Source organism: Allokutzneria multivorans (assembly GCF_039537405.1).
GTDB lineage: Bacteria > Actinomycetota > Actinomycetes > Mycobacteriales > Pseudonocardiaceae > Allokutzneria > Allokutzneria multivorans.
The window spans coordinates 52,181-64,571 of record NZ_BAABAL010000022.1 but is presented as its reverse complement, the minus strand read 5'-3'; the positions used below and the strand labels follow the sequence as shown (position 1 = coordinate 64,571).

Below are 12,391 nucleotides of genomic sequence, written 5' to 3'. Positions count from 1 at the left end.
CAGTACGCGCCATCACTCCACACTACATATGACTACAACTCCCGACTCAGGACACTAGCGGCCGAGCACCCCGCTGAAGGACGCGGCGGCGCCCGGTGCGAGGGGGTTGAGCGAGGACAGCGGGCTCGGCGCGGGGTCCGGGGTCTGCGCGGCGCGGGCGCCCGGCTGCGGCGGGGTCGTCCACTGGTTGTCCACGAGATCGCTGACGGCCGGGCTGACCAGGGCGAGGACGCCGAGCACCAGGCCGGACACCACGACTCCGGTGCCCTGCTTGCGACGGCCGAGCACCGAGGAGCCCTGGCCCAGCATCGGTGAGGAGCCCAGCATCGGGGAAGAACCCAGTGCGGGAGATCCGCCGAGCCCGGCGGGCGGTTCGCCCGCGCGGATCCGGGAGGGCCGCAGGACGGCCACGAGCTGGCCGTCCTCGGTGACCGCGAGCTCATCGGGCCCCTGCGGGAGCTCGACCTGCTGCGGGATGGAGCGCAGGCTGTCCAGCAGCCCGGAGGGCAGTCCCGGCATGACCGCCGTGCGCACGGCCGCGCGGGCCTGGCGCTGCGCCGCGGCCTCCGCCGCACAGCAGGAGCACCGCGCGAGGTGCGCGGACGCCCTGTCGTAGGCGAGTGCCGAGAGCTCACCGTCGACGAACGCGACCAGCGCGTCCGGGTTCAGGTGCTGCTCGGCGAGAGCCCAAGCGCGCAGGTCGCTCATCACGAGACCTCCGGGGTCATGCGAAGTCCTCCTGAGCCCGACGGCGTTCCAGCGCGGCCTTCAGCGCCTGCCGTCCACGGTGGATGCGGGAGCGGACGGTGCCCAGCTTCACGCCGAGCGTCGCGCCGATCTCCTCGTAGGACAGGCCTTCCACGTCACACAGTACGACCGCCGCGCGGAACTCCGGCGGAAGCTCGTCGAGCGCCGCCTGCAGGTCCGGGCTGAGGTGGGTGTCGGAGTAGACCTGCTCCGGCGACGGGTCGTTGCCCGCGAGCCGGTCGGTGTCCTCGGGAAGGCCCTCCATCCGCAGCCGGGTGCGGCGGCGCGCCATGTCGAGGAACAGGTTGGTGGTGATCCGGTGCAGCCAGCCCTCGAACGTCCCCGGCTTGTACGAGGCGAGCGAGCGGAAGACCCGGATGAACGTCTCCTGGGTGAGGTCCTCGGCGTCGTGCTGGTTGCCGGTGAGGCGGTAGGCCAGCCGGTAGACGCGGTCCGCATGCTCCCGGACCACGTCGTCCCACGACGGCGGCGTCCAGTTGGCCGCGTCGGGAATCACGGTCGTCACACCGGCGGTCGTCGCCGGGGTCAAAGGCTGCGTTCGCATCGGACGGGAAGGCACCTCCATGGCGGGCTGTCTGCCCTACTCGTGAACGTTGAGGGGACCCGCTGTGTTCCCGTGCGTGACGGCTGCCATGCCCGCGAGTGTGAGTTCTCTTCGCTCATCTACACGACCTACGGTGCCCCACTCTGGTGTGGCGATGGTGAGAGTCCGCTGAGAGCAGCCTGAGAATGCCTCCGTCACTCGTGCGGTGGTTCGTCAACGGCGCGCGGTCGGCGGCGCTAACCTGCTTCGCGTGGCAGCCGACACCCCGTCCCTTTTCGCGCCGGCGGTTCGCGAGTACGTGGAGGACTACCTCGTGGAGGACGAGGTGCTGAGCCTCGCCCGGCAGCGGGGCGCGCAGCTGGGCTGCGTGCCGATCGCGCCGACAGGGGGCGCCGCGCTGAGCTTCCTCGCGGCGGCGTTGCAGGCCAGGGCCGTCGTCGAGGTCGGGACGGGCGCGGGCACCAGCGGGATCTGGCTGCTGCGCGGCATGGTCGCCGACGGCGTGCTCACCTCGATCGACCTCCAGCCGGAGCACCAGCGCGCCGCGCGCCAGGCGTTCGCGGCCGCGGGCTTCCCGACCGGGCGGACCCGGCTCATCCACGGCGAGGCGCTGGACGTGCTGCCCCGCCTCACCGACGGCGGCTACGACCTGGTGTTCGTGGACGGCCTCAAGGCGGAGTACCCGAAGTACCTCGAAGAGGGCGTCCGCCTGCTCCGCCCCGGCGGGGTGATCGTCTTCGACAACGCGCTGTGGAGCGGTCGCGTCGCCGATCCGGACGAGCAGGACCTGGCCACCACCGCGCTGCGCGAGGTCGCCCGCCTGGCCCGCGAGGACGAGCGCCTGGTCCCGGTGCTGCTCCCCGTCGGCGACGGGCTCCTGGCAGCGGCCAAGCGCGGCTAGGGCCTGTCCTGCAAGTCGCCGGGTTCGGCGGTCTTCAAGACCTACAAACCCCTGCCCCAGCGGTCTTCAACGACGGCAAACCTCGCGAGGCTGCTGGGTTTGCGGCGGTTGGCGATGATCAACAGTGGGGTTTGGTGGTCTTGAAGACACCCCGACCCCCAGCGGCACCGTGACCGGAATACGCAGCTCAACCACTTACAGGACAGGCCCTAGTCGGCGCGGACGCCCTTGCCGAGGACCACGACGCCGCTGCTGCTGACGGTGTAGCGCTCGCGGTCGGTGGTGAGGTCGACGCCGATCTGTGCCCCGTCGGGCACGACCACGTTCTTGTCGAGGATCGCCCTGCGCACGACCGCGCCCTTGCCGATGTGCACGCCGGGCAGCAGCACACTGCCGTCCACCTGCGCTCCGGCCTCGATCATCACGCCCGCGCCCACCACGGAGTTGGTGACCTGCGCGCCGGAGATGATGGTGCCGGGGCCGACGATGGAGTCCTGCGCGGTGCCGCCCTGGACGAACTTGGCGGGAGCCAGCGGCGGGGTCGCGGTGCGGATCGGCCACGCCTGGTTGTAGAGGTTGAAGACCGGGTGCACGGACACGAGGTCCATGTGCGAGTCGTAGTAGGCGTCGATGGTCCCGACGTCGCGCCAGTAGCCGCGGTCGCGCTCGGTCTCCCCGGGCACCACGTTGTCGGCGAAGTCGTAGACGGCGGCACGCCCGGCCGAGACCAGCGCGGGGATGATGTCGCCGCCCATGTCGTGGTCGGAGTCCGGGTTGGCCGCGTCCGCACGCAGCGCTTCGAGCAGCGCGTCGGTGCTGAAGACGTAGTTGCCCATCGAGGCGAAGGTGACCTCGGGGTCGTCCGGTGTTCCCGGCGGGTCGGCGGGCTTCTCCAGGAAGCGGGTGATCTGGCCGCTGGCGTCGGAGTCGATGCAGCCGAAGGCCTTCGCCTCCGCGCGCGGCACGCGGATGCCCGCGACCGTCACGCCCGCGTCCGTGGCGATGTGTTGTTCCAGCATCTGGGACGGGTCCATGCGGTACACGTGGTCGGCACCGAAGACGACGATGTAGTCCGGCTTCTCGTCGTAGACCAGGTTCAGCGACTGGTAGATCGCGTCGGCGCTGCCGGTGTACCAGCGCGGCCCGAGCCGCTGCTGCGCGGGCACCGGGGTGATGTACTGCCCGAGCACGCTGGACAGCCGCCACGTCGTGGAGATGTGCCGGTCGAGCGAGTGCGACTTGTACTGCGTCAACACGCATATCTGCGTCAGACCCGCGTTGACCAGGTTGGACAGCACGAAGTCGATGAGCCGGTAGTTGCCCCCGAAGGGCACCGCAGGCTTGGCCCGGTCGGCGGTCAGCGGCCACAGCCGCTTCCCTTCGCCACCGGCCAGCACGATCCCGAGGACGTGAGGCTGCCCCTTCACAGTGGGTGACCCTATCCGGGCAGATCACCGAATGGCCACCGCATCGGGGCACGGCTTTGGCGGGTGTCGCGCCACGTTCACCCGGCTGCCGCAGAGCGGCTAGCGTTTGTCAGCGTGCGCATCGGTCTGCTGACCCGCGAGTACCCGCCGGAGGTCTACGGCGGGGCAGGGGTACACGTCGGTTTCCTGGTCCCTCGGCTGCGTGAGCTCATCGACGTGGACGTGCACTGCTTCGGCGGCGCCCGCGCCGACGCGCACGCCCATGCGAGCGCCGCGGGCTTGGAACGGGCCAACGCGGCGTTGCAGACGCTGTCGGTCGATCTGTCGATGGTGGCCGCAGTCGAAGGCGTGGACCTGGTGCACTCGCACACCTGGTACGCCAACATGGCAGGGCAGATCGCCAAGGTGCTGCACGGGATCCCGCACGTGGTGACCGCGCACTCGCTCGAACCTAGGAGGCCGTGGAAGGCCGAGCAGCTCGGCGGCGGCTACCAGCTCTCGTCGTGGGTCGAGCGGACCGCGTACGAGTCGGCCGACGCGATCATCGCGGTGAGCGCGGGCATGCGCGCGGACGTGCTCGACTGCTACCCCGCGCTCGACCCGGCGCGCGTGCACGTGGTGCGCAACGGCATCGACACGCAGGCCTACCACCCTGTCGCCGAGCACGACGCGCTGCGCGCTTACGGTGTGGACCCCGGCCGACCGACCGTGGTCTTCGTCGGGCGGATCACCAGGCAGAAGGGCGTCGGCCACCTCATCGCGGCCGCGCACCGCATCGACGAGGACGCGCAGATCGTGCTCTGCGCGGGCGCTCCGGACACCCCGGAGATCGCCGAGGAGACCGCGAAGGCCGTCTCCGAACTGGCCGCCGCGCGTCCCGGTGTCTTCTGGATCCAGAAGATGCTCCAGCCCGCCGAGGTGCGGCAGTTCCTCTCGCACGCGACGGTTTTCGTCTGCCCCTCGGTCTACGAGCCGCTGGGCATCGTGAACCTGGAGGCGATGGCCTGCGGGACCGCCGTGGTCGCCTCGGACGTCGGCGGCATCCCGGAAGTGGTCGACCACGGCCGCACCGGTTTGCTCGCGCACTACGACGAGCACGACGTGGAGACCTTCCGCACACAACTCGCGGACTCGGTGAACGAGCTGCTCGGTGATCCGGAGCGCGCCGCGACCATGGGAGCGGCCGGGCGCGACCGCGCTGTGCAGGAGTTTTCCTGGGCGAGCGTGGCGGAGCAGACGGTGGCCGTGTACCAGGCCGCGAGCACGGGCGGCAAATAAAGATCAGGAACTTTGGCGCGGTGCAACCGGAAGGGCCTCTCGCGCGCATCTAGGTAGTCAGCACTTTCTTCACACTGGCTACCGGAGATCTCCTTGGTGTCGCGTTCTCGTAAGGGCCAGGCGGTGCTCGTGCTGCTGTTGGCACTGGTCGGGGGCTGCGGTCTCCCCCAGGAGCCGGCACCTGAGCCGGTGCCGAGCCCGCCTGCCCCGAAGCCGAGCGGTCCGATCGAGGTGACCCTCCAGGGCCACCGGCTGCCGAACGCGGACGCCCTGCTGCGCGCGGGCGAGGCGGCCGTGGCGACGGCGATCGAGCAGCAGCGGGTCGCTCGCTCCGGCGACGGCACGGTGCAGTGCTGGTTCGCCCGCGTCGAGGCCGAGGAGGGCGAGTACTACGTGCCCGTCGAGCCGAAGCTGTGGTGCGGGCCGATCCAGGTCCCCGGCACCGGGCCCGCTCCGGACTGGATCCCGATCCCGGTGCTGACCAAGGGCGACCGCGTCGAGCTGGACGAGCCGAAGGTGCCCGCGCCCGGCCAGGCGACGACCCCGGCGGCGGAGATCGTCCGGCCGGACGGCGCCTCGCGCAAACCCAACGCGCAGAACGAGCGCAACGCCGGGCCCGGCTACCTGGCCGTGCTGCCGGACGACGGCAAGCGCAGCAACGTCGAACTCGGCCTGAAGGACGCGAGCGACGTCCACCTGCGCGACGACTTCGCCTCGGTCGAGGGCAAGGGCTGGGGCATGCCGGGCAGTTTTCCGTTGCCCGACAACGGTGGCGTGCTCAACCCGGAGCGCGGGCAGCGGCTGTGGGTGCTGCGCGTGCACGTGAACCGCAAGCAGCTCGACGAGGAACTGCTGTCCGCGTCGTGGGTCAACGGCGGCGCGCCGGTCCCGGGCATCGCGCTGGACCTGCCGGGCGGCTGGCGCGATCTGCCGAAGGCGCAGCTGCCGGACTCCGGGGCGATCTTCGTGCTGTTCACCGTGCCCGAGCAGGGCGGTGGAGCCCCGCCGAAGCTGGTGCTCAACACCAACGTCCAGTCGCTGCTGGAGCAGGCCGTCGAGCTGCCGGAGGGCAAGCCCGTCTACGAACTGCCCGCCGTGCTGCGCAGGAAGGTCAGCGCGCTGAAGTCCCCGTCCACCACGCAGGCCCTGTCCTTCGAGGCCGGTGGGAGCACGGGAACGGCGAACCTGACCGTCAGCGGGCTCCGGCTCGGCTGGCAGCGCCCGGTGCGGCAGCCGGAGTCGGGCAAGCTCGGCCTGATCTCGCCGCCCCGCAACGACAGGGCGCTGCTGGAGGTCCAGCTCCAGGTGAACGGCGACGGGCTGCCCGAGGACCTGGCCGGGTACCTCACCGCGGACCGCATCGCGCTGAAGCTGCCCGGCGGGGGCAAGGCGAAGATCGCGGGCAAGCGCTACGACGGCGGCCTGTTCCCCACCGCTGTCGTCTACGAGGTGCCCGCTGACATCACCAGCGCTCAGCTGACCATCGACGCCGGGTCGGTCACGCTGCCCTCGCGGGGGCGGCTGGAGCTGGCACCGACGGCGCCGGCGATCGACCTGCGGCTCGAACCCTGAGCACGACCAGCCCAGCGAGAACCAGCCACCCGCAGTTGACCAGTGCCACCGGCGTCCACCCGCCCGCGCCGTACGCCCAGCCCGCGACCGAGGCGCCCGTGCTGCTGCCGAGGTAGTAGGCCAGCAGGTACACACCCGATGCCTGCGCCCGCGCGCCAGGGGCCGCACGCGCGCCGATCCAGCTGCTCGCGACGGCGTGCGCGGCGAAGAAGCCCGCCGACAGCAGAGCGATACCGGGCAGCACGAAGAAGAGGTTGTCCGGCAACGTCATCAGCATGCCGACGACCGTGATTCCCAGTGCCACGAGCACAACCGGCGGCTTGCCGATCCGGTCGGCGACGCGGCCCGCGATCGCTGAAGCGACTCCGCCGCACAGGTAGCCGAGAAAGACCATCGCCGCAACACCGGGCGCGAGCCGAAAAGGATCATCGATCAGCCGGAAAGAGATCACGTTGTAGACCGCGACGATCGAAGCCATTCCCAGGAACGCCACCGCATAAGGCCCGTAGAGCCCGGAATCCCTCGTAGCTCCACGCAGCCCGGCGAGCAGAGGACTTCGTTGGGTCTGCGCGCGGGAGGCGGGCATCAACAAAGCCATTGCCACGGCGCACAATCCGGCCAGGACCGCGACCGCGAAAAGCCCGAACCGCCAGTCGACCACATCGCCCAGAACTCCGGCGAGCAGCCTTCCTGACATGCCGCCCGTGGTGTTGCCCGCGACGTAGAGGCCCATCACCGCGCCCAAGCCCGCGAGGCCGATTTCCTCTGCCATGTACGCCATCGCGACTCCGGGGAGCCCCGCGATCGCGACGCCCTGCACGACGCGCAACGCGATGAGGCTGCCGAAGTTCGGGGCGAGCGGCAGCACGAAACCGATCAGCACGGCGGCGATCACCGAGGCGAGCATCATCGGCTTGCGGCCCACCACCTCGGACAACGCGGCCATCGGCAGCACGGCCAGCGCCAGGCTCAGCGTCGCGGCGCTCACCACGGCGGAGACCTCGCCGGGGCCGAGCCGGAACTCCTCGGCGAGCAGAGGCAGCACCGGCTGCGGCGCGTAGAGCACGGCGAAGGTCGCAAGACCGGCCGCGAGAACGGCCATCCCGATGCGTCGATTCCTGTGCTGGGCCACGGTCAAACACGCTGGCAGGCGAGCTTTGATACGTCCAATGCCGATTTCGGCGGTAACTTATCCATTTGTGGATGATCGCGTGGAACGGCTGGTCACCGAACTCGCACCTCGGCTGAGACTGCTTCGCGCGCTCGCCGAAGAACAGCACATCACCCATGTCGCCGAGCGCCTCGGAGTGCCGCAGCCGACGGTCAGCCGCTGGCTCGCCGAGCTGAGCCGATCCCTCGGCGCACCCGTCGTCGTGCGCTCCGGTCGCGGCGTCCAGCTGACCCGCGCGGGCCGGATGCTCGCCGAGGCCGCCACCCAGTCGCTCGGCGCGCTCGAACCGGGCTGCCGCCGCGCGGCCGAGGAGGCGGACCCGAAGGGCGGCCACGTGGCTTTCGGTTTCCTCCGAACGATGTCGCCGTGGGTGCCCGCACTGCTGCGCGAGTTCAAGCTCCGCCGCCCCACCGTCCGCTTCACCCTGATCCAGAGCGCACATCCGACGGTCCTGGAGAAGCTGCGCGAGGGCGCGATCGACCTCGCGCTGACCGCGCCGCTGCCGCTGGAGGAGCCCGACCTGGAGAACCATCCCTGGGTGGAGCAGGAACTCGTGCTCACCGTGCCCGCCGATCACCGCCTCGTCGCCCGCAGGCGCGTCCGCCTGCGCGAGGTCTCCGACGAGCCGTTCGTGACGACCAAGCCCGGCTACGGCCTGCGCCAGATCACCGACAAGGTCTGCGCCGCAGCGGGTTTCACACCGCAGCTCGCCTTCGAGGGCGATGACGTGGACACCGTGCGCGGCATGGTCAGCGCGAGCCTCGGCGTCGCCGTCCTACCCCGCGCCGACCCGCCCGCCCGAGGCGTCGTGGAGCTGGCGATCACTCCCCGCCCCACGCGAACCGTCGGCCTGGTGTGGGTGGCAGGCCGACCGATCCCCGCCGCAGGCCGTGCTTTCCGCGACTTCGCCATAGCCCACGCCCACTCCTGATCACCCTCCGCAACACCACACGGCTCCCCCAGCCCGCGTTTACGTACCCAATGTGACATTTGTTTCGCGAGACGTAACCAATGCCACATTGGGTCGATAGCGGAGCGTGAGTGAGGGCGGGGGTTAGGGGAGGTAGGAGGCGGCGAGGGTGATCAAGGTGCGGGCGGCGAAGCCGGTGCCGCCGGGGTTCACCTCGTCGTAGGCCTTCTCCGCGCGCGCCGGGCCCGCGATGTCCAGGTGCGCCCACGGCAGGTCGGCGGCGAACTCGCGGAGGAACAGCGCGGCGGTGATGCCACCGGGGCCGGGCGGGCACTGGCGGAGGTCGGCGATCTCGCTGCGGACGTCGGCGGCGTGCGCGTCCAGCAACGGCATCTCCCACCAGGACTCCCCGGTGTCGGCACCGGCGGTGGTGATCCGCTTGGCCAGCTCGGGCGAGGTCGCGAAGACACCGCCGGTGCGCAGGCCCAGCGAGACCTTCATCGCGCCGGTCAGCGTGGCCACGTCGACGAGCACGTCGGGTGCGTGCTTCTCGACCGCGTAGGCCAGTGCGTCGGCGAGCACCATGCGGCCCTCGGCGTCGGTGTTGGTGACCTCGGTGGTCTTCCCGCCGTAGTGGCGCACGACGTCGCCGGGGCGGTAGGCGGTGCCGGAGACGTGGTTCTCCGCGCAGGGAACGAGACCGGTCACGCGGATCGGCAGCCCGAGCGCCGCGATCCCGCGCAGCGCGGCGATCACCGCTGCCCCGCCGGACATGTCGGTGCGCATCAGGTGCATGCCCTCGGCGGGCTTGATCGAGATGCCGCCGGTGTCGAAGGTGATGCCCTTGCCGACGAGGACCAGGTGCGGCGTGCCTTCGGTCACCGCAGCGGGCTTCCAGGACAGCTCGACGAGGCGGGGCGGGCGGGTCGAGCCACCGCCGACCGCGAGGACTCCGCCGAAGCCGTGCTTGGCGAGCCACTTCTCGTCGCGGATCCGCACGTCCAGCGCGGAGCAGGCCTTGCGCGCGGTCTCGGCCAGCCAGGCCGGGTCCTTGATGTTGGAGGGAGTTCCCGCGAGGTCGCGAGCGAGCGCGGTCGCCTCGGCGAGGACCACTGCGCGAGCGACGGCTTCGGCGACGTCAGCCGAGTCGCTGAGCAGCTCGACGGACTTCACCCGCTGCGGGCGCTCGCCGGTGACCTTCAGCTCGTGACCGCCCAGCACGGCACCGAGCGCGAACTCGCCCGCCAACTCCGGCGCAAGATCACCCGGAAGCGCGATCTGGATCGGGCGTGGCGCCTCGTCCAGCTCACGAGCGCGCGCGGTGGCGACGCGCACGAGCGCGGCACCGGCGGCACGCCAGTCGCGCGGAGAGCCGTCGCCGACGCCGACCAGCCAGCCGGGGCCGTGGGTCAACGGGAGCGGGTTGACCTCGGTCGCAGCACCGGTCACCGCGAGCGCGCCGAGCAGATCCACATCGAGGGCACCCGAGCGCAGCTCCGGTCCGGTGCCCGCGATCAGCACGCGCAGGCCGTCACGGCGGGCCTTGGTGGTCACCGACACGCGCGGCAAGGGAGTGGGCACGGACGGCGACACCGGGGGCACGGGGACTCCTCGTTCACGGGACGACTTCACGACAACGAGTCCCCGGGTCGCGTGCGTGACGCGCCGGGGACTCGGTGGGACTGCGGGGTGTGGCCGGGCGAGCGCCCAGCCGACTGCGCGGTGGGATTACTCCACGACAGCCTTCAAGGCTTCGCCCAGCTCGGCGGCCTCATCTGCCGACATCTCAACGACGAGCCTGCCCCCACCTTCCAGCGGGACGCGCATCACAATGCCGCGTCCTTCCTTGGTGACCTCAAGGGGACCGTCGCCGGTCCGGGGCTTCATGGCCGCCATAGCGTGCTCCCTCCGTCAACTTCTTCCCCACGGCACATCCCCCGACGTGCCGCTTATGGAGCCCATTCTCCCCCATATGGCCGCACGAGAGAAACCGAACCGATCACTTCGTGTCTCCGTCGATGCACAAGGCCGTCTCGCGTGTCCGTTCCGGGGTGGTGGCCGAGCCGTCAATTCACTGTCAAAATCGCCCATCGTGCGGGCACGTTCAGCGTTGTTCGATGTCTACGGTGGACACCTCAGGCAGCGGGGTGGCACCGCGACCATTGCCGCCCTGGTGCGGTTGCTCGAACCACTCGGATTCGCACCACCCGCCGTGCGCACGGCCGTCTCGCGCACCGTACGGCAGGGTTGGTTGCGCCCGGTCAGGCTGCCCGCGGGCCCCGGTTACGCGATGACGGCCCGCGCGGAGAAACGACTGGACGAGGCCAGCGCGAGGGTGTTCCGCACCCGACCACCGTCCACTTGGGACGGTCGGTGGCACGTGGTGGTGCTCGAGGACCTTCCCGCACGGCCGCAGCGGGACCAGCTGACGTCCTCGCTGAAGCTGATCGGCTACGGCGAACTGGGCCCGGTCACCTGGATTTCCCCGCGCCCGTCACCGGAACTGACCGATCTGCTCGCCGTCGAGGGAGCCGCGGCGCGGATCTTCCACGGCGAGCACGACGGCGACGACGCGGAGCTGGCGGGCAGGGCGTGGGACCTCGACGCGCTCGGCTCGGACTACCAGAGCTTCGTCGAGGACTGGTCCGGTCGAGTGTCCACAGTGGACCCCACGGAGCACCCGGCCGCGTTCGCGGTGTCCCAGGAACTGTTGCACGCCTGGCGAAAGTTCCTCTTCCGCGATCCCAGCCTGCCGCCCGAGCTGCTGCCGCCGGACTGGCCGGGGCACATCGCCGCGCGCTTCTTCGACCAGCAGACCGAACGACTCGCGACCGCCACGAACGAATTCATCGAGAGCTGTCTCGGCAACACCCGAACACCATCGAGCGCCTGAGCGGAAAACGGAGATCAGCGTGGGACAGGACCGTGAGAATAATCACGATGCCGAACTTCTGGTCAGCGACAGCGACGGCGTCCGAACGCTCACCCTGAATCGGCCGGATGCCTTCAATTCGCTCACCGTGCGGCTCAAGGAAGAGTTGCTCGCCGCATTGCACGACGCCGCGGGCGATGCCGCCGTTCGCGCTCTGGTGCTCACCGGATCGGGCCGCGCGTTCTGCGCCGGGCAGGACCTCAAGGAGCACGTGCGGTTGCTCGCCTCCGGCGACCCCGCGCCGCTGAGCACGGTCGAGAAGCACTACAACCCGTTGACCCAGGCGCTCTTCCGGATGCCGAAGCCGGTGATCGCGGCCGTGAACGGGACAGCGGCCGGAGCCGGGGCCTCGCTGAGCTACGCGTGCGATCTGCGCATCGCGGCGCGCTCCGCCAAGTTCCTGCTCGCCTTCGCCAACGTCGGCCTCGCGGCGGACTCCGGCGCATCGTGGACGTTGCCGAGGCTGATCGGCTACGGCCGGGCCATGGAGCTGATGCTGCTGGCGCAGCCGGTCGGCGCCGAGGAAGCGCTGCGGATCGGCATGGTCACGCGCGTCGTGGACGACGGCGAAGCCCTTGCGGAGGCTCAGAAACTGGCCGCGCGGATGGCTGCGGGCCCGACCACCGCCTACGCCAGGATCAAGCAGGAGATGCTGGTCGCGGCGGGCTCCGACCTGACCGAGGCGCTCACCGAGGAGGCCGCCGCCCAGGCCGCCGCCGGGCAGACCGCCGATCACCGCGAGGCCGTCGAAGCCTTCGTGGAGAAGCGCGAAGCCCGCTTCACCGGCCTGTAGAGGTTCCCCGGTCTTCAAGACCACCGAACCCCCGCTCCAGCCATCGCCAACGACAGCAAACCCTCCGGCACCGCAGGGGGTTTGTGGCGGTTGGC

The 12,391-nt window shown here is 70.6% G+C and carries 12 protein-coding genes; 6 read left to right on the top strand and 6 right to left on the bottom strand.

What is annotated here, in order from left to right:
- Positions 1 to 54: 54 nt before the first annotated feature.
- Positions 55 to 708: a zf-HC2 domain-containing protein gene (locus tag ABD798_RS33780; protein WP_344884414.1), complete on the bottom strand. Its 654-nt coding sequence runs from the start codon at positions 706 to 708 to the stop codon at positions 55 to 57.
- Between the two features lie 16 nt (positions 709 to 724).
- The gene (gene sigE / locus ABD798_RS33775) at positions 725 to 1,333 is read right to left on the bottom strand and encodes an RNA polymerase sigma factor SigE (RefSeq protein WP_425549317.1); all 609 of its coding nucleotides are present in this window, start codon (positions 1,331 to 1,333) and stop codon (positions 725 to 727) included.
- Positions 1,334 to 1,562: 229 nt separating this feature from the next.
- On the opposite strand from sigE, the gene ABD798_RS33770 reads away from it, so the two are divergent.
- Positions 1,563 to 2,213, top strand: a complete 651-nt coding sequence (locus ABD798_RS33770; protein WP_344884408.1) for an O-methyltransferase — start codon at positions 1,563 to 1,565, stop codon at positions 2,211 to 2,213.
- A gap of 209 nt (positions 2,214 to 2,422) precedes the next feature.
- Here ABD798_RS33770 and glgC read toward each other — a convergent pair whose 3' ends face one another.
- On the bottom strand, positions 2,423 to 3,640 hold the full coding sequence (gene glgC, locus ABD798_RS33765) for a glucose-1-phosphate adenylyltransferase (protein WP_344884405.1): 1,218 nt from the start codon (positions 3,638 to 3,640) through the stop codon (positions 2,423 to 2,425).
- Between the two features lie 114 nt (positions 3,641 to 3,754).
- Between glgC and glgA the strand changes: the two genes are divergently transcribed.
- Complete coding sequence (gene glgA, locus ABD798_RS33760) at positions 3,755 to 4,918, top strand: glycogen synthase (protein ID WP_344884402.1); 1,164 nt, start codon at positions 3,755 to 3,757, stop codon at positions 4,916 to 4,918.
- Positions 4,919 to 5,014: 96 nt separating this feature from the next.
- A complete protein-coding gene (locus ABD798_RS33755) occupies positions 5,015 to 6,490 on the top strand; it encodes a hypothetical protein (RefSeq protein ID WP_344884399.1) in 1,476 nt (491 codons plus the stop codon).
- Here ABD798_RS33755 and ABD798_RS33750 read toward each other — a convergent pair.
- A complete protein-coding gene (locus ABD798_RS33750) occupies positions 6,417 to 7,622 on the bottom strand; it encodes an MFS transporter (protein ID WP_344884396.1) in 1,206 nt (401 codons plus the stop codon). The two genes, ABD798_RS33755 and ABD798_RS33750, sit on opposite strands and share 74 nt — an antisense overlap.
- A gap of 67 nt (positions 7,623 to 7,689) precedes the next feature.
- On the opposite strand from ABD798_RS33750, the gene ABD798_RS33745 reads away from it, so the two are divergent.
- Positions 7,690 to 8,592, top strand: coding sequence for a LysR family transcriptional regulator (locus tag ABD798_RS33745; protein WP_344884393.1), 903 nt, complete (start codon positions 7,690 to 7,692; stop codon positions 8,590 to 8,592).
- 123 nt (positions 8,593 to 8,715) lie between these two features.
- On the opposite strand, the gene ABD798_RS33740 is transcribed toward ABD798_RS33745, so the two are convergent.
- Positions 8,716 to 10,173: a leucyl aminopeptidase gene (locus tag ABD798_RS33740; RefSeq protein ID WP_344884390.1), complete on the bottom strand. Its 1,458-nt coding sequence runs from the start codon at positions 10,171 to 10,173 to the stop codon at positions 8,716 to 8,718.
- 126 nt (positions 10,174 to 10,299) lie between these two features.
- Positions 10,300 to 10,467 (bottom strand): DUF3117 domain-containing protein, encoded by a 168-nt coding sequence (locus ABD798_RS33735; protein ID WP_086819543.1) that lies wholly within the window; start codon positions 10,465 to 10,467, stop codon positions 10,300 to 10,302.
- Positions 10,468 to 10,663: 196 nt separating this feature from the next.
- Between ABD798_RS33735 and ABD798_RS33730 the strand changes: the two genes are divergently transcribed.
- Together ABD798_RS33730 and ABD798_RS33725 are read left to right on the top strand one after the other, a co-directional pair.
- Complete coding sequence (locus ABD798_RS33730) at positions 10,664 to 11,464, top strand: PaaX family transcriptional regulator (protein WP_344884383.1); 801 nt, start codon at positions 10,664 to 10,666, stop codon at positions 11,462 to 11,464.
- Between the two features lie 19 nt (positions 11,465 to 11,483).
- Entirely contained in the window at positions 11,484 to 12,296 is an 813-nt protein-coding gene (locus ABD798_RS33725; RefSeq protein ID WP_344884380.1) for an enoyl-CoA hydratase-related protein, read from the top strand.
- Positions 12,297 to 12,391 lie beyond the last annotated feature (95 nt).